This window comes from Streptomyces dioscori, from assembly GCF_003024195.1.
In the GTDB taxonomy this organism is placed as follows: Bacteria; Actinomycetota; Actinomycetes; order Streptomycetales; family Streptomycetaceae; genus Streptomyces; species Streptomyces dioscori.
This window is the reverse complement of sequence record NZ_KZ679043.1, coordinates 279,682-296,894: the sequence shown is the minus strand read 5'-3', so window position 1 is coordinate 296,894 and position 17,213 is coordinate 279,682. Positions and strand designations below refer to the sequence as shown.

General features: G+C 70.2%; 14 protein-coding genes. 3 read left to right on the top strand and 11 right to left on the bottom strand.

From position 1 onward, the window contains the following. Positions 1-102 precede the first annotated feature (102 nt). From C6Y14_RS17635 to C6Y14_RS17615, 5 genes are all read right to left on the bottom strand, one after another. A complete protein-coding gene (locus C6Y14_RS17635; protein WP_107017646.1) occupies positions 103-942 on the bottom strand; it encodes a carbohydrate ABC transporter permease in 840 nt (279 codons plus the stop codon). After that, positions 939-2,333, bottom strand: a complete 1,395-nt coding sequence (locus C6Y14_RS17630) for an ABC transporter permease (protein WP_107017645.1) — start codon at positions 2,331-2,333, stop codon at positions 939-941. Before C6Y14_RS17630 ends, C6Y14_RS17635 begins: the two co-directional genes overlap by 4 nt. A gap of 5 nt (positions 2,334-2,338) precedes the next feature. Beyond that, positions 2,339-3,667, bottom strand: coding sequence for an ABC transporter substrate-binding protein (locus C6Y14_RS17625; RefSeq protein ID WP_107017644.1), 1,329 nt, complete (start codon positions 3,665-3,667; stop codon positions 2,339-2,341). A gap of 56 nt (positions 3,668-3,723) precedes the next feature. Further along, positions 3,724-5,349 (bottom strand): glycoside hydrolase family 13 protein, encoded by a 1,626-nt coding sequence (locus tag C6Y14_RS17620; protein WP_199854773.1) that lies wholly within the window; start codon positions 5,347-5,349, stop codon positions 3,724-3,726. A gap of 208 nt (positions 5,350-5,557) precedes the next feature. Further along, on the bottom strand, positions 5,558-6,832 hold the full coding sequence (locus C6Y14_RS17615; protein WP_107017643.1) for an ABC transporter substrate-binding protein: 1,275 nt from the start codon (positions 6,830-6,832) through the stop codon (positions 5,558-5,560). Positions 6,833-6,998: 166 nt separating this feature from the next. On the opposite strand from C6Y14_RS17615, the gene C6Y14_RS17610 reads away from it, so the two are divergent. From C6Y14_RS17610 to C6Y14_RS17600, 3 genes are read left to right on the top strand one after another with little or no spacing between them, the layout of a single operon-like run. After that, positions 6,999-7,514, top strand: a complete 516-nt coding sequence (locus C6Y14_RS17610; RefSeq protein WP_107017642.1) for a PadR family transcriptional regulator — start codon at positions 6,999-7,001, stop codon at positions 7,512-7,514. Continuing rightward, entirely contained in the window at positions 7,511-8,362 is an 852-nt protein-coding gene (locus C6Y14_RS17605; RefSeq protein WP_225891137.1) for an ABC transporter ATP-binding protein, read from the top strand. Before C6Y14_RS17610 ends, C6Y14_RS17605 begins: the two co-directional genes overlap by 4 nt. Before the next feature lie 5 nt (positions 8,363-8,367). After that, a complete protein-coding gene (locus C6Y14_RS17600; protein WP_107017641.1) occupies positions 8,368-10,659 on the top strand; it encodes an ABC transporter permease in 2,292 nt (763 codons plus the stop codon). A gap of 310 nt (positions 10,660-10,969) precedes the next feature. Here the strand turns inward: C6Y14_RS17600 and pgi are convergent, their stop codons facing one another. From pgi to gap, 6 genes are all read right to left on the bottom strand, one after another. Beyond that, complete coding sequence (pgi, locus tag C6Y14_RS17595) at positions 10,970-12,622, bottom strand: glucose-6-phosphate isomerase (protein WP_107017640.1); 1,653 nt, start codon at positions 12,620-12,622, stop codon at positions 10,970-10,972. 302 nt (positions 12,623-12,924) lie between these two features. Further along, the gene (locus C6Y14_RS17590; protein WP_003957010.1) at positions 12,925-13,260 is read right to left on the bottom strand and encodes an RNA polymerase-binding protein RbpA; all 336 of its coding nucleotides are present in this window, start codon (positions 13,258-13,260) and stop codon (positions 12,925-12,927) included. Between the two features lie 236 nt (positions 13,261-13,496). After that, positions 13,497-13,727, bottom strand: coding sequence for a preprotein translocase subunit SecG (gene secG, locus C6Y14_RS17585; protein WP_107017639.1), 231 nt, complete (start codon positions 13,725-13,727; stop codon positions 13,497-13,499). 176 nt (positions 13,728-13,903) lie between these two features. Continuing rightward, on the bottom strand, positions 13,904-14,680 hold the full coding sequence (tpiA, locus tag C6Y14_RS17580; protein ID WP_107017638.1) for a triose-phosphate isomerase: 777 nt from the start codon (positions 14,678-14,680) through the stop codon (positions 13,904-13,906). A gap of 6 nt (positions 14,681-14,686) precedes the next feature. Then, positions 14,687-15,898: a phosphoglycerate kinase gene (locus tag C6Y14_RS17575; protein WP_107017637.1), complete on the bottom strand. Its 1,212-nt coding sequence runs from the start codon at positions 15,896-15,898 to the stop codon at positions 14,687-14,689. Positions 15,899-16,045: 147 nt separating this feature from the next. Further along, positions 16,046-17,056: a type I glyceraldehyde-3-phosphate dehydrogenase gene (gene gap / locus C6Y14_RS17570; RefSeq protein ID WP_107017636.1), complete on the bottom strand. Its 1,011-nt coding sequence runs from the start codon at positions 17,054-17,056 to the stop codon at positions 16,046-16,048. Between the last annotated feature and the right edge of the window lie 157 nt (positions 17,057-17,213).

Here is a 17,213-nt window from a genome sequence, read left to right as displayed (position 1 = left end):
AGGGGGTTTTCAGGGGCGCGGGGAACTGCGCAACGGGGGTGCGGGGGCGGAGCCCCTGCGTCTGTGACGGGAACGGGTAGGGGCGGCGGGGGCGAAAAAAGACTACTTAACCGAGCCCGCCATAACCCCCTGCACGAAGTGTCGTTGGAATGCGAAGAAGACAATCACCGGCACCACCAGCGACAAGAACGCCCCCGGCGCGAGCACATCGATATTGCTCCCGAACTGCCGTATCTGCGACTGCAGTTCAACAGTCAAAGGCTGCGCGGAACTGTCCGCGAACAACAGCGCGACCAGCATGTCGTTCCAGACCCACAGGAACTGGAAAATGGCGAGACTGGCGAGCGCGGGCCGCCCCACCGGCAACACGAGCCGAGTGAAGATCCGCCACTCCGAACCGCCGTCCATCCGAGCGGCCTCCAGCATCTCCTTGGGCATCTCCGCGAAGTAGTTCCGCAGCAGGAAGATCGCGAACGGCAACCCGTAGGAGACGTGGAAAAGGATGACTCCGGGAATCGTGCCGAACAGCCCCAGTTCGCCGAAGAGTTTGGCGACCGGCAGCAGCCCGATCTGCACGGGCACCACCAGCAGCGCGACCACGACCAGGAAGACGGTGTCCCGCCCGGGGAAGTCCAGCCACGCGAACGCGTACCCGGCGAGCGCGGCGATGACGACGACGAGGAAAGTCGTCGGCACCGAGATCAGCACGGTGTTCCAGAACGCCCGCGTCATCCCGTCATTGCCCAGCAGCGCCGAGTAGTTGTCGAAGGACAGCTGCCGGGGGCTGGTGAGCACGGTCCACCAGCCGCCCGTCGCGGTGTCCTGCGCGGACCGCAGCGACGACAGGAAAAGGCCGGCGAGCGGGGTGAGCCAGACCAGGCCGATCACCACCAGGAACGCCTGGACCAGGCTGTTGCCGAGCCCCCGCCTGAGCGCGTTCATCGTTGACTCCCTCGGAAGCGGCGGACGTTGAAGACCATGGCGGGGATCACGAGGAGCAGGAGCAGTACGCCCAGCGCGCTGCCGAGGCCCTGGTTGTTGCCGCCGCCGAAGGACACCAGCCACATCTGGGTGGCGAGCACGGTGGCGTCCTCCTGCACGGGCCCCGGCGCGATGATGTAGACGAGGTCGAAGACCTTCATCACGTTGATCACCAGGGTCACGAAGACCACGGTGAGTACGGGCGCGAGCAGCGGCACGGTGATCCGCCGGAAGATCTGCCACTCGTTCGCGCCGTCCATGCGGGCCGCCTCCAGCGCGTCACGGGGCAGCGCGGCGAGCCCGGCGCCGATGAGCACCATGGCGAACCCGGTCCAGATCCACAGGTACGCGCCGATGATGGCGGGCGTGACGAGCGCGGGACCCAGCCAGGAGATTCCCTCGTACGGCGGGGCGAAGTTCGAGCCGGGCAGCCGCACGGTGTACGAGCCCGGTTCGAGGCTCTCGAAGCGGAAGGAGCCGTCGGCCGCGGTGGTGGCGCTCCCGACGGTCTTCCCGTCGCGCACCGCTTCGACGGCCATGCCCGGCAGTCCGCTCTCGGCCCTGTCGACCTCGCCCTGCTTCCCTCCTCCGCCGCGGGTGAAGTCCAGGTAGACGACACCGCGCAGCTCGTCGGCCGGCGCCTTCCGTGCCGCCGCCGGGTACGCGGGCCGCGCGTCGGCCGGAAGGTCCTCGGCGCGTACGCCGACCAGGCCGAGCCCGACCGTGTCGCCCGGGGAGACGCCGGCGCTCGTACCGTACGAGCCGTCGACGTCCTTCGTGAGGCCCTGGCCGTCGCGGGCGCGGGCGGTCGGGTAGGACGACTCGCCCTTGAAGACGTCGTGGACGGAGACGACGGCCGCGTTCAGGACGCCCTTGTCGGGGTCCTCGTCGTAGGCGAGCCGGAAGATGATGCCCGCGGCGAGGAAGGAGACGGCCATCGGCATGAACAGCAGGAGCTTGAACGCCGTCGCCCAGCGCACCTTCTCCACGAGGACGGCGAGGACGAGGCCGAGGCCGGTGAGCAGGGTGGGCGCGATGACGACCCAGATGGCGGTGTTCCGGACGGCCTTGATGGTGGCGGGGTCGTGGAACATCTCGGTGTAGTTGTCGCCGCCCACGAACCGGTCGCCGGAGGCGTCGAAGAAGCTGCGGCCCACGGAGAACAGCACGGGGTAGACGACGAGCGCGCCGAGCAGGAGCAGCGCGGGCAGGACGAAGACGAAGGCGACGACACGGGCCCGGCGGCGCGCACGCCGTCTGCGGTCGCGGTCGGCCTGCGAGGTGGACGGCTGACCCGCCTCTGCCGGGTCCGGGTCCGGGGCCTTCTGGTCTCTCAGGTCTGTGGCGGTCATGGCGATCAGTCCTGGTACGCCTTGGCGGCGGCCTTCTCCAGCGCCGCGGCGGTCGCCTTCGGGTCGGACGGGTCGCGCAGGAAGTCCTGGAGGAGCTTCCACTCGCCCGCGCCCTTGGTGCCGCCGAACGCTGCCGGGGCCTGGTCCGACATGTCGAAGCGGACCGAGTCACCGGCGTCCACCAGGGACTTGGCGGTCTCGCGGGTGATGTCGTCGCCGTAGGAGGCGAGGTCGAGCTCCTTGTTCGGGGAGAGGAAACCGCCGACCTCGGCCCAGACCGCGGATGCCTCGGGGGTCGCGAGGTACTCCAGGAACGCCATGGCGGCCTTCGGGCTCTTGCCGTCCTTCAGGACGACCGCCGCGTCTCCGCCGCTGACCACGGGTGCCTTGCCGTCGCCGACCGCGGGGAAGGGGAAGAAGTCCGCGTCCTCGCCGATCTTCTTGCCGAATTGGTCCTTGGCGACACCGGCCACGAAGTCGCCCTCGTAGACCATGCCCGCGGCGGGCTCGGGTCCGAAGACCTTCTCGACGGAGCCGGGGAAGTCGGTGTTCAGGGCGCCCTTCTGGCCGCCGGCTATCAGCTCCTTGTCCTTGAAGAGTTTGCCGAGGGTGGTGAGGGCGGCGACCACGCTCGGGTCGGTCCACTTGGTCTCGTGGGCGGCGAGGGCGTCGTACTTCTCGGGGCCCGCCTGCGAGAGGTAGACGTTCTCGAACCAGTCGGTGAGGGTCCAGCCGTCCTGGCCTGCGACGGAGAAGGCCGCGAGGCCCGACTCGGAGACGGTCCGGCCGGCCTCCAGCATCGCGTCGTAGCTCGCCGGCGCCTCGACACCCGCCTCGTCGAGGGCGTCGGGGCTGTACCAGACCGTCGACTTGTGGGCGGCCTTGAAGTACAGGCCGTACAGGCTGCCGTCGACGCTGCCGTAGTTCTTCCACACGTCCGCGTAGTTGGCGTCGACGGACTTCCGGGCGGTCTTGGACAGCGGCCTGAGCCAGCCCTCCTCGGCGAACTGCTGGAGGACGCCGACCTGCGGGACCATCACCACGTCGGGCGCGTTGCCGCCCTCGATCTTGCTGCCGACGACCGTGGAGACGTTGTCGCCGGTGGAGGTGAACTGCGTCTTGGCGCCGGTCTTCTCGGTGAACGCGTCCAGGACCTTCTGGAAGTTCTTCTGCTCGCTGCCGGACCAGACACCGGCCACGTTGATCGTCTGACCGCTGAGCGGCTTGTCGCCGCCGCCCGCGGAGACGGGACCGCCGCCTCCGCACGCGGTGGCACCGAGGGACAGGGCGAGGGCGGTGCAGCTCGCGAGCAGGGTCGTACGTCGTCGCATCATCGTTGATGTTCCTTCGTGAGAGCGGTATCTGACGGGCAATCAGCAGGCTTGGCGGTTCAGGGGTTGGTGCAGTCGCTGATCCACCAGGCGGCCGTCGAGCCGGGCAGGACGCCGGGCGCGCAGGGGCCGCTGGACAGCAGGGGGGTGCCGGCGACGGGCGCGGGCGTCGGTGACGTACCGAAGTTGACGGCGCAGATCAGGCCGTCGCCGCGGACGAAGCCGAGGACGCCGGGCGGGGTGTCCAGCCAGCGCAGCGGGCCTTCGCCCAACTGGGGCATGCCGGCGCGCAGTTGGAGTCCGTCGCGGTAGAGGTGCCAGAAGGAGCGGGTGTCGGCGAGGGCGCGGTCGGTGGCGTACTCCGCGAAGTAGTCGGGCTGCGGGAGCCATGGTTTGGCGCTCTCGGTACCGGTGGTGAAGCCGAACGGCGAGGCGTGCCCCGACCACGGCAGCGGCACCCGGCAGCCGTCGCGGACCCGGGCCCGGCTGCCGGTACGGCGGTAGATCGGGTCGGTGAGCACGTCGTCCGGCAGATCCACGACCTCGGGCAGCCCCAGCTCCTCCCCCTGGTAGATGTACGCGGCACCGGGCAGCGCCAGCATCAGCAGCGCGGCGGCGCGGGCGCGGGCGGCGCCCAGACCGCTGCCCTCGGCGCCCAGTTCGCCGTAGCGGGTGACGGTGCGGACCTGGTCGTGGTTGTTGAGGACCCAGGTGACCGTCGAGCCGGTGCCCGCGATGTCCTGCATGGCCTCCGAGATGACCTTGCGGAAGGCGTCGGCGTTCCAGGACGCGCTGAGCAGGTCGAAGAAGAAGGCCTGGTGCAGTTCGTCGTGGCGTACGTAGTGGGCGTGTTCGCGGGCGGAGGGCACGGAGACCTCGCCGACGAGCAGGCGCTCCCGGCCGTCGCGGACGGTGTACTCCTCGCACACCGACCGCCAGTGCCGCCAGACACCGTGCACCTCGGGCTGGTTCCAGGCGAGCGGGTTGACCGAGTCCCGGGTGCGGGCGTCGGCCATGGGGTCGGGCGAGTCGGGCAGGTCGGGGTGCTTGTAGAGGCCGGCGGCGACGTCGACGCGGAAGCCGTCCACGCCCCGGTCGAGCCAGAAGCGCAGTACGTGGTCGAAGTGGGCGCCGACCTCGGGGTTGCGCCAGTTCAGGTCGGGTTGCTCGGGCGTGAACATGTGCAGGTACCACTGGCCGGGCGTGCCGTCCCGCTCGGTGACCCGGCTCCAGGCGGGGCCGCCGAACATGGCGTGCCAGTTGTTGGGCGGCTCCGCCCCGCCGGGGCCGCGGCCGTCGGCGAAGTGGAAGCGGGCGCGGGCCTCGCCGCCCGGCGCCTCGGCGAGGGCCTGCCGGAACCAGGGGTGCTCGCTGGAGCAGTGGTTGGGGACTATGTCGAGGAGCACCTTGATGCCGAGCCGTCGGGCGTCCGTCATCAGCAGGTCGAACTCGCCGAGGTCGCCGAAGAGCGGGTCGACGTCGCAGTAGTCGGCCACGTCGTAGCCGTGGTCCTGCTGCGGCGAGGGATAGAAGGGGCTCAGCCAGATCCCGTCGACCCCGAGCTTCTTCAGATACGGCAGCCCGGCGCGTACCCCGGCGAGGTCGCCGATGCCGTCCCCGGTGCTGTCGAGGAAGCTGCGGACGTAGACCTGGTAGATCACTGCGTCGCGCCACCAGCGGTGCATGTCGATCGTCACCCGTTGACCCGTCTGTGCGTGCTGCGGTTATGCATGCATGTTAAGTAGGCATGTCGCGTGAGTGTCAACGAGCAGACAGGGCCGCATTGAAGATTGGGGACTTATGTCCACACATTTCTGCCCGCGAAACGGCAGATGAGACAGGCGCGTTACCTAACATGAAACTATGAACTGCCCGGAGCGAGTGTGAGGGGGCTCAGCCGCGGCGCGAGATGTCCGCCAGCTCGCGCGCCAGCCGCCGCACCGCGGCCTCGGGCGTCTGATGCCCGGTCATCGCGTCGTGCACCACGGCCTGTACGGCCAGGCTGACCTGGTCGTAGCGCGGACTCTTCGGGCGCGGCGCCGCGGCCAGGACGCTCGCGCGGAGTGTCGGCAGATAGGGGAACCGCCGGATCAGTACCGGATCCTCGTACAGCGCGGCCCGCACGGGCGGCAGCGCACCCTTGGTGAGCACCTGACGCTGGGTCGCCTCGCTCGTGAGGTAGGCGATGAGCCGGGCGGCGGAGTCGGGATGCCGGGCGTGGCTGCTGACCGCGAGGTTGGAGCCGCCGAGCACGCTCGCGCCCGGCCCGTCGGGTCCGGGCAGCGGCACCGCGCCGATCTTCCCGGCGACCGGCGAGCCCTTGGCGGAGGCGCCGACATAGGCGTACGGCCAGTTGCGCAGGAAGAGCAGACGGCCGTCCTGGAAGGCCTTCTTCGACTCCTCCTCCTTGTACGTCAGCGCCTTCTCCGGGATCCAGCCGTCGCGTACGCCACGGGCGAGGAAACCGATGCCCTCGCGCGCCGCCGCCGAGTTGACGGTGACGCGTTCGCCCTCGTCGCCGAGGATGGAGCCGCCCGCCGAGTAGACCGCCTCGGCCGCGTTCACGGTGAGGCCTTCATAGGGCAGGAACTGGCCGGCGTACCCGTCGAGTCCGTACTTCGGAGCGATGGATCTCGCCTGTTTCTCCAGCTCGGCCCAGGTGCGCGGCGGAGCGACGCCCTCCTTGTCGAGGAGGTCCTTGCGGTAGAGGAGCAGGCCCGCGTTGGTGACGTACGGGACCGCGTACAGCCGTCCGTCGTAGGTCGCGGTGTCCACGACCGGCGGCAGGAAGCCGTCGAGCGGGAAACGGCCCGCGGGCAGCGGGGAGATCCAGCCCGCGGCGGCGAACTCCGAGGTCCAGGCGACATCGATGTTCAGCACGTCGAAGCGGCTGCGGCCGTCGCCGCGCAGATCGGTGGCCATCTGCGCGTGGGTCTCGTCGGCGGAGTCCGGGAGCTCGACGAGGGTGACCCGCTCGCTGGGATGAGCACGGTTCCAGCCGTCCAGCAGCGGCCCCAGATAGCCGGTGAGATCTCCGGCCGTGGCCAGCGTGAGCGGGCCCCGGCCGCCGCCGCGCGCCCCGTCACCCTGGACGCCCGAGGCGACGTAACCGGTCAGAACCACCACCGCGACCAGGAGCCCCCTACCGGCGGCATGGATCCACCGCATAGGTTCCTCCCTGGTACACCCGGCTGCCGGGCACCTTCGCCCGGAGTCAGAGGCCATGTATACCCGTTAGGTATGGGCGATACTAGGGCCCGCGGCACATTGGCCCCGGACGCGCGGGCCTGCGGCACCACACACGGACCTACGGCGGAGGAAGGGGAGAGCACGAGTGCGGCTGCCCCTCCTGGCCCTGCTGGCGCGCGGTCCGGCCCACGGGTACGAGCTCAAACAGGACCTTGAGCAACTGCTGGGCGCCGCGTACCCTCAGCCGAACGTCGGCCAGATCTATGTGACCCTCGGCCGCCTTGAGAAGTCGGGACTGATCGAGGGCGAGGAAGTCGAGCAGTCGAGCCGGCCCAACAAGAAGATCTACCACCTCACCGACGCCGGACGTGAAGCACTGCACGCCTGGTACGAGGAGACGTCGGACGAGCCGCGCGTACGGGACGAGTTCTTCATGAAGCTCGCCCTGGCACCACGGACCGGACTGGCCGACCAGATCGCCCTGATCAACAAACAACGGCGCGAGTACCTGAACACCATGCGCAACCTGTCGAAGCTCGCCGCGGCCGAGAGCCGGGACAACCGCATCTCCCAGCTGCTCATCGAGGGCGCCATGCTGCATCTGCAGGCCGACCTCGACTGGCTGGAACGCTGCCAGGAGGAACTGGAGGAGCTGGAATGAACCGCGCCACTCCCCGCACCGCCGCATCCGGTACCGCCACACCCCGTACCGCCGCATCCGGTACCGCCGCTTCCCGTGCCGGCGCTCCCTCGCCGCGCCCCGAGGACTCCGACACCCCGCTCCTGCGGGCCGAGGGGCTGGTCAAGACCCACTACGGCGAGGGCGCCCCCGCGCACGCCGTACGGGGCGTGGACCTCTCCGTACGGCAGGGCGAGTTCGTGGCCGTCACAGGCCCCTCGGGCGCCGGGAAGTCGACGCTGCTGCATCTGCTCGGCGGGCTCCAGCGGCCGGGCTCCGGCAGCCTGTGGCTCGACGGCGAGTGCACCGACGCCTACAGCGAGGCGCGCTGGGCGGTCGAGCGCAGACGCCGGATCGGCATCGTCTTCCAGTTCTTCAACCTCGTCTCGAACCTGTCGGTCGCCGACAACGTCGAACTGCCCGCCCTGCTCGCCGGCCTCTCCCCCCGGCAGGCGCGCACCGAGCGCGAGCAGCTCCTCGACGAACTGGGCCTCGCGGGCAAGGAACGCAGCATGCCGGGCGAGCTGTCCGGCGGCGAGCAGCAGCGCGTCGCGCTGGCCCGCGCCCTGGTCAACCACCCCCGGCTGCTGCTGGCCGACGAGCCCGCGGGCAGCCTCGACAGCAAGGGCACCCGCGAGGTGACCCGGCTGCTGTCGCGGTTCCACCAGCGCGGCCAGACGATCGTGCTGGTCACGCACGACGCGCGGCTCGCGAGCGCCGCGGACCGGGTGATCAGCTTCTTCGACGGCCGGATCGCCGACGACGCGGTCCTCGACACCGCGCCCGCCCGCGGCACGGGGATATCCGGCGTGCTGGAACTGAGGGACTGAACGGCGTGCGGGCCACTCTGCGCTGGGCGCACGCCGATCTGCGCTCGCATCGCGGCGAGGCGCTGTTCATCGTGCTCGCCACCGCCGGGATCGTGGCCTCGCTGCTGCTGGCCACGGCGCTGTTCGGGTACGCGACCAACCCCTGGCAGCGGGTCTTCACCCAGTCGCAGGGCGCGCACGTCTGGATCCACACCGGCCCCTCCGCCGACGCGGCCGGGCTCGCCGAACTGGACGGGGTCGCGTCCGTCGCGGGCCCGTACCCCACCGCCGCCGCGACCCTCGCCTCGCGCGGCACCCGCGCCTCCGTCGAGCTGCGCGGCACCGTCGACCGGCCCGCGACCGGCCGCCCGCTGCTCACCTCCGGCCGCTGGCTCGACCCGGCCGTGCCCGACGGTGTGGTGCTGGAGAGCGGCCTCGCACGCGCGCTGTGGGCCGAGCCCGGGGACACGCTCACCGTGCCCGGCACGGACCGGACGCTGACCGTGGTGGGCATCGCGGACAGCGCCGAACCCCGCTACAGCCCCGGCGAACGGCCGGGCCTCGTCTGGGCGCCGCCCGCCGTCGTACGGGACACCGACGGGCGCGGCGGCCAGGTGACCGGGCTGCGGCTGACCGACCCCGACGACACGGACTACGCCGTCCAGCGGGCCGTCACCCTCCTCGGCGCCAAGGCCGTCACCGACGTCTCCCCCTGGCAGCAGGCGCGGGCCGAGGCGCAGGGCGGCAACCGGCTGCTCGGGCAGGTACTCGGCCTCTTCGGCCTGGCGGCCCTGCTGGCCGCCGCGCTGGCCGTGCACGGCGCGATCGGCACCCGGATCCGCGGCCATCTGCGGGACATCTCGGTCCTGAAGGCGATCGGTTTCACGCCGGGCCAGGTGGTACGGATCTTCCTGCTCCAGCATGTGGCGTTCGCGCTCCTCGGGGCCGTGCTCGCCGCGACCCTCATCCAGGCCCTCGGCAGCCGGACACCGGGGCGTCTCGGCGACGCGGTCGGGGTGTGGCAGGGCCTGCCGGGGCACACGGCCGCGCTCCTCGGCGTACCCCTGGCGGCGGTGCTGTTCATCGCCGCGACGACCGGGCTCGCGGCCTGGCGCGCCGGACAGGTGCCTCCGGTGCCGGGGCTGCGGGCCGCGGCGCCGCTCGGCGGCGGCCTTTCCGGTCTGTCCCGCCGGGCGCTCGGGCTGCGGCTGCCGTCGGCGCTGGTCCTGGGCTGGCACAAGGCGTTCACGCACCGGCCGCGGTCGCTGGCCGCGGTGGCCCGGCTGGCGCTGCCGCTGCTGCTGATCGTCGTGGCGATGAGCGCCTGGACCACCATCGACCGCTTCCAGCACAGCCCGGACCGGATCGGCCTCGCGGCGGCCCTCACCGTACGGGCCGACAGCTCCCTGACCGACCCGGACGTACGGGCCCTGCTGGCCCGCAATCCGCAGGTCGCCGCGGTCCATCCGGGCGTCGAGGTGGCCGCGCTGGTCCCCGGCCAGACCGGCACGATCGCGTTGCGCGGGCTCGGCACCCGCGCGGACCCCTATCCGTTCGCGCTCGCCGAGGGGCGTGCCGCGCGCGGTCCCGACGAGGCGGTGGCCGGTCAGGGGCTGCTCGACCTGCTGGACGTACGGGTCGGGGACTGGGTGCGGATGACGGTCGGCGCGCAGCCGCAGATCCTGCACATCGTGGGGCGCAGCATCGAGCCCGAGAACGGCGGCCGGGTCATCTCCACCTCCCTCGACACCCTCCGGGAGAACGACCCGGGGCTCGAAGCGGCGCTCTACCAGCTCCAGCTGCGTCCCGGCGCGGACCCGCAGCGGGTGGGTGCCGAGCTGACGGAGGCCGCGCACGGCGACCTCAGCGCGCACGCCGTGCCGAACCCGGCCGACGGGCTCTCGCCGCTGCGCGGGGTCGTCGTGGGGCTCATCGCCGTGCTGGCCCTCATCGGCCTCATCGAACTGCTCACGGCGATCGGCGGGACGGTCCGCGAGGGCGAACGGGATCTGCTGGCGCTGAAGGCGATCGGGCTGACCCCGCGGCAGATCACCGCGATCACGGTGACGGCCACGGGGTGCTACGCGCTGGCGGCGGTCGTCGTCGGTACGGCGCTGGGGGTACCGCTGGCGCGCTGGCTGATCGACGCGCAGGGGCGGTCGAGCGGGATCGGCGCGGGGATCGCGCAGGAGCCGTCGCCCGCGCTCCTGGCCCTCTTCGCGACGGCCGCGGTCCTGGGCGCCGCGGCCCTGGCCGCACTCCCGGCCTCCCGCGCCGCACACCACCGCCCTGCGGACACGCTGAGCGCGGCGGCCTGAACGCCCACCGGGGGCCGGCCCGTACGGTGCGGGTCCGGTGGGGGCCGTTCGCGCAGTTCCCCGCGCCCCCTGCGGGGCTTGGGGCGGTGTGGATTGTGCGGGTGGGTGGGGGTTGCCCGCGCAGTTCCCCGCGCCCCCAAAGGGGCAAAAGCAGGGGCGCAGCCCCGCTTTTGAGGGGCGCGGGGAACTGCGCGAACGACCCCCACCGGCCCGCAGCCGAAGGAACAGGCCGGGGCGCAGCCCCGCCTTTCAAGGGGCGCGGGGAACTGCGCGGCCAACCCCCACCGGCCCGCAGGTGAGGAATCGACCCCTAACGCCCGCGCAGCGACCGGTACAGGCCCACCAGCGCCGTCGTGGACCCGTCCAGACCAGCCACCTCAACCCCCTCCGTGAGCGCCGGCTCAACCCGCTTGGCGAGCACCTTCCCCAGCTCGACCCCCCACTGGTCGAAGGAGTCGATGTTCCACACAGCCCCCTGCACGAACACCTTGTGCTCGTACAGCGCGATCAGCTGACCGAGAACGGACGGCGTCAACGACCGCGCAAGGATCGTCGTCGTCGGGTGATTCCCCGCGAACGACTTGTGCGCCACCAGCTCCTCGGAGACCCCCTCCGCCCGCACCTCCTCCGGCGTCTTGCCGAAGGCGAGCGCCTGCGTCTGCGCGAAGAAGTTGGCCATCAGCAGATCGTGCTGCGCCTTGAGCCCGTCGCTCAGCTCGGCGACCGGCTCGGCGAAGCCGATGAAGTCCGCCGGGATGACCTTCGTACCCTGGTGGATGAGCTGGTAGTAGGCGTGCTGCCCGTTGGTGCCGGGGGTGCCCCAGACGACCGGGCCCGTCTGCCACTCCACCGGATTCCCGTCCCGGTCCACGGACTTGCCGTTGGACTCCATGTCCAGCTGCTGCAGGTACGCCGTGAACTTGGACAGGTAGTGCGAGTACGGCAGCACCGCGTGCGACTGGGCGTCGAAGAAGTTGCCGTACCAGACGCCCAACAGGCCGAGGAGCAACGGCACGTTGGACTCGGCGGGCGCGGTGCGGAAGTGCTCGTCGACGAGGTGGAAGCCGTCGAGCAGTTCCCGGAAGCGGTCCGGGCCGATCGCGATCATCAGCGAAAGACCGATCGCGGAGTCGAACGAGTAGCGTCCGCCGACCCAGTCCCAGAACTCGAACATGTTCGCGGTGTCGATGCCGAAGTCGGCGACCTTCTCCGCGTTCGTCGACAGCGCCACGAAGTGCTTGGCGACGGCTTCCTGACCGGCCTTCAGCTCGGTCAGCAGCCAGTCGCGCGCCGAGGTCGCGTTGGTGATCGTCTCGATGGTGGTGAAGGTCTTCGACGCGATGACGAACAGCGTCTCGGCCGGGTCGAGGTCCCGCACGGCCTCGTGCAGGTCGGCCCCGTCGACGTTCGACACGAACCTGACCGTCAGGTCGCGGTCGGTGAAGGACCGCAGCACCTCGTACGCCATCGCCGGGCCCAGGTCGGACCCGCCGATGCCGATGTTGACCACGTTCTTGATGCGGCGGCCGGTGTGCCCGGTCCACTCGCCCGAGCGGATGCGTTCGGCGAAGCCGGACATCTTGTCGAGGACCGTGTGCACGGCCGGTACGACGTTCTCGCCGTCGACCTCCACGACCGCGTCCCGCGGGGCGCGCAGCGCGGTGTGCAGGACCGCCCGGTCCTCGGTGACGTTGATCTTCTCGCCGGCGAACATGGCGTCGCGCAGGCCGAAGACGTCCGTCGCGGCGGCCAGCTCACGCAGCAGCCGCAGCGTGTCGTCGGTGATCAGGTGCTTGGAGTAGTCGACGTGCAGATCGCCCACCTGGAGCGTGTACGCGGCGCCGCGTCCCGGGTTCCGCTCGAACAGCTCGCGCAGATGCGCCTCGGCGAGCTCTTCCCGGTGCTCCGCCAGCGCGGTCCACTCGGGCGTCTCGTTGAGCCTGATACGGCTTTCTGCGTTCATCTCGGACTTCCGCCTCTTTCCTGCCTGTGCTGCGTACCTTGCCCCGCTACCGGTCCCAACCTAATGGAGCGGGGTGACGCGAGTTGTCGTCCCGCCGTCGTCCGGCTCAACAACAGATACGTGCAGTTCACCCGCAGGTGTCAGCACGGCGACGGAGAAGCCACGCGATGCCGGACGTACGAAAAATACGCCGTGAAAAAAGGGCGTCCGGCCCGAGACACGACCGGCCGGACACCTCTCGGTGTCCGGCCGGCTCGCAACTCCTGAATGTCGCGCCGCTCCTGGGGTGCCGCGCGTCGCCGCTAGATCTCGCCCCGCAGCTTGGCGAGCGCCTCGGCGAGGATCGCCTCGCCGTCCGCGTCGCTGCGCCGCTCCCGTACGTACGCGAGGTGCGTCTTGTACGGCTCGGTGCGCGGCGGGTCCGGCGGGTTGTCCCGGTCCTGTCCGGCGGGAAAGCCGCAGCGGGGGCAGTCCCAGGTGTCGGGGACCTGCGCGTCGCTGGCGAAGCTGGGCTGCGTCTCGTGCCCGTTGGAGCACCAGAAGGAGATGCGCAGCCGGGGCGCGGACTCGCCGCGCTCGGCCTCGCCCATCGGCCCCGCCCCGACCCGGCTTCCTCGGATCGCGTTGCCACTTGCCACGGTCGTAACTCCCTGCGTGATGGTGCCGCGAAGCGAGTCGGCGTGACGCTTCGCTGCGGGCGCCTCAGTCTACGTAAGGCCCAACGCGCGTCCAGTGATAGGAGTTACACCCCCGCGCACAGACGCAAGCCCCATGATAGGCCGCGCCTGCGGGCGCGTACCGGACATGGGGCCTTACGTGCGGAATGTGCTTGCGTAATGTGCGTTCGTGCTGCCGTGCGGGTGTCGGCCGACGGTCAGTTGTTGACCTTCATCATGATGCCCAGCACCACGATGCAGGCGAACCACAGCAGGCCGACGACCAGGGTGATGCGGTCGAGGTTGCGCTCGGCGACCGAGGAACCACCGACCGACGACTGCATGCCGCCGCCGAACATGTCGGACAGGCCGCCGCCCTTCCCCTTGTGCATCAGCACCAGCAGCATCAGCAACAGGCTGAAGACGATCAGGGCGATCGAGAACCCCATAACCACGGCTGGACCAACTTCCTCGGACTTGGACGGACGACTCTTGGACGGATGACTCTTGCGACGGACGACGGGGGCCGGTGCTTCGGGTACGAAGCCGTCCGGCCCCCGCAAGGGTACGACGTAACGCCGCTACCGCATACTCGCAGCTCGGCGCTTCACATCCGGAGCGCGGTCTACTGGTCGCGGAACCGGACGATCTTGACGAAGTCGTCGGCGTCCAGCGCCGCGCCACCGACCAGCGCGCCGTCGATGTCGGGCTTCGCCATGATCTCGGCGACGTTGCCGGACTTCACCGAGCCGCCGTACTGGATCCGGACGGCGTCAGCGACTTCCTGCGAGTACAGCTCGACGAGCTTGCCGCGGATCGCCGCGCAGACCTCCTGGGCGTCGTCGGCGCCGCAGACCTTGCCGGTGCCGATGGCCCAGACGGGCTCGTACGCGATGACGATCGACTCGGCCTGCTCGGCGGGGAGGTCCTTGAGACCGCCCTCGACCTGGCTGAGCGTGTGCGTGACGTGGTTGCCCGCCTCGCGGACGTCCAGTTCCTCGCCGACGCACAGGATCGGGGTGAGGCCGTGCTTGTACGCGGCCTTCACCTTGGCGTTGACGATCTCGTCGGTCTCGGCGTGGTACTGGCGGCGCTCGGAGTGGCCGATCGCCACGTACGTGCACTTGAGCTTGGCCAGCATCGCGCCGGAGATCTCGCCGGTGTAGGCGCCGGAGTCGTGCGCCGAGATGTCCTGGGCGCCGTACTTGATCTTGAGCTTGTCGCCGTCGACCAGGGTCTGTACCGAGCGCAGGTCCGTGAAGGGCGGCAGGACCGCGACCTCACAGGCGTCGTAGTCCTTGTCGGCCAGGGCGAAGGCGAGCTTCTGGACATGGGCGATGGCCTCAAGGTGGTTGAGGTTCATCTTCCAGTTGCCCGCCATCAGCGGCGTGCGAGTGGTCATACGGGGTCAGTCCTCCAGTGCGGCGAGACCGGGGAGCGTCTTGCCCTCAAGGTATTCGAGGGAGGCGCCGCCACCGGTGGAGATGTGGCCGAATGCGTTCTCGTCGAAGCCCAGGATGCGGACGGCCGCGGCGGAGTCGCCACCACCGACGACCGTGAAGGCCTGGGAGTCGAGCAGGGCCTGGGCGACCGCCTTGGTGCCCTCGGCGTAGTCGGGGTGCTCGAAGACGCCCATCGGACCGTTCCAGAACACGGTGGCCGCGTCGGCGAGCTTCGAGGCGTACAGGGCGCCGGTCTCGGGACCGATGTCCAGGCCCATCTGGTCGGCCGGGATGGCGTCCGCGGCGACGGTGCTGGGGTCGGACGGCGCCTTGGTCTTCAGGTCGGGGAAACCGGCCGCGGTCACGACGTCGACGGGGACGACCAGCTCGACGCCGTTCTTCTCGGCGCGCTCGACGTACTCCTTGACGGTGGCCAGCTGGTCGTCCTGGACCAGGGAGGCACCGATCTCGTACCCCTTGGCCTTCAGGAAGGTGAAGGCCATGCCGCCGCCGATGAGGAGCCGGTCGGCCTTGCCGAGCAGCTCGTCGATGACGGCGAGCTTGTCGGAGACCTTGGAGCCGCCGAGGGCGACCACGTAGGGGCGCTCGACGTCCTCGGTGAGCTTCTTCAGGACGCCGACCTCGGTGGCGATGAGGTAGCCGGCGTAGTGCGGCAGCCGCGCGGGGAGGTCGAAGACCGAGGCGTGCTTGCGGTGCACGGCACCGAAACCGTCGCCTACGTAGACATCGGCCAGGGCCGCCAGCCGGTCGGCGAACTCGCCGCGCTCGGTGTCGTCCTTGGACGTCTCACCGGCGTTGAAGCGCAGGTTCTCGACGACCGCCACCTGGCCGGGCTGCAGCCCGTTCACGGCGTCGTGGGCGGCCGGGCCGACGGTGTCCTGCGCGAACGCGACGGGCGCGCCGAGCAGCTCACCGAGCCGCTCGGCGGCGGGCAGCAGCGAGAAGGCGGGGTCAGTGGTGCCCTTGGGGCGGCCCAGGTGCGAGGCGACGATCACCTTGGCACCGGCCTCGGCGAGGGCCTTGACGGTCGGCAGGACGGCGCGGATGCGGCCGTCGTCGGTGATGAGACCGTCGGCCAGCGGCACGTTCAGGTCGGCGCGCACGAAGACCCGCTTGCCGTCGACCCCTTCGGAGAGAAGTTCGTCGATCGTCTTCATAAGTGGACTCCTAGGAAGGACTCTTTGGTCCGAGAGCTCTTGTGTCCGAGAGAGGGCTGATCGCTCAGCACGTGCCACAGGGCCCGGGGTGCGCGGCGGTGCGCTGCCCGGGCCCTGTGCTCACACGAGGTGCCTTGCTTCTTGGACCTAGAGCTGTTCGCCGACGAAGACCGTGAGGTCGACGAGGCGGTTGGAGTAGCCCCACTCGTTGTCGTACCAGCCGAGGATCTTCACCGTGCTGCCTTCCTGGACCATGGTCAGGGAGGAGTCGAAGGTGCAGGAGGCCGGGTCGCCGACGATGTCGGAGGAGACGATCGGGTCCTCGGTGTAGGTCAGGTAGCCCTTGAGGTCGCCGTCGTCGGAGGCCTTCTTGAACGCGGCGTTGACCTCGTCCTTGGTGACCTCGCGCTGCAGGGTGACGACCAGGTCGGTGGCGGAGCCGGTCGGGACCGGGACGCGCATCGCGATGCCGTCGAGCTTGCCCTTGAGCTGCGGGAGGACCAGCGCGGTGGCCTTGGCGGCACCCGTGGTGGTCGGGATGATGTTCTCGGCGGCGGCGCGGGCGCGGCGCAGGTCCGAGTGCGGGAAGTCCAGGATCCGCTGGTCGTTCGTGTACGCGTGGACCGTCGTCATCAGACCCTTGACGATGCCGAAGTTCTCGTCGAGGACCTTGGCCATCGGCGCCACACAGTTGGTGGTGCAGGAGGCGTTCGAGATGACGTGGTGGTTGGCCGCGTCGTACTTGTCCTGGTTGACGCCCATCACGATGGTGATGTCCTCGTCCTTGGCCGGAGCCGAGATGAGGACCTTCTTGGCGCCGCCCGCGATGTGCTTCTCGGCGTCGGCCTTCTTGGTGAAGATGCCGGTCGACTCGATGACGATGTCGACTCCGAGGTCGCCCCACGGGATGTCGGCGGGGTTGCGCTCCGAGAGCACCTTGATGGTGTGGCCGTCGACGGTGATCGTGTCGGCGGTGTGCGACACCTCGGCCTTGAGGCGGCCCAGAATGGTGTCGTACTTGAGCAGATGCGCGGTGGTCGCGGTGTCACCCAGGTCGTTGACAGCCACGATCTCGATGTCTGCACCCTGCTCCAGCAGCGCGCGGAAGTAGTTACGACCGATGCGGCCAAAGCCGTTGATGCCTACGCGGATCGTCACGAACCGATCTCCTCGTTAGGTACGCCGGTTGTTGACGCCGGCGAGTTGTATGGGATGTCCCCGACCGCCTACGACCCTACCTCCCTGAGGCTCCCGGGGTGACATCGAGATGCCCCATACACGGCAGGGCGGTCCGTACCCGCCAGTAGGGGTACGG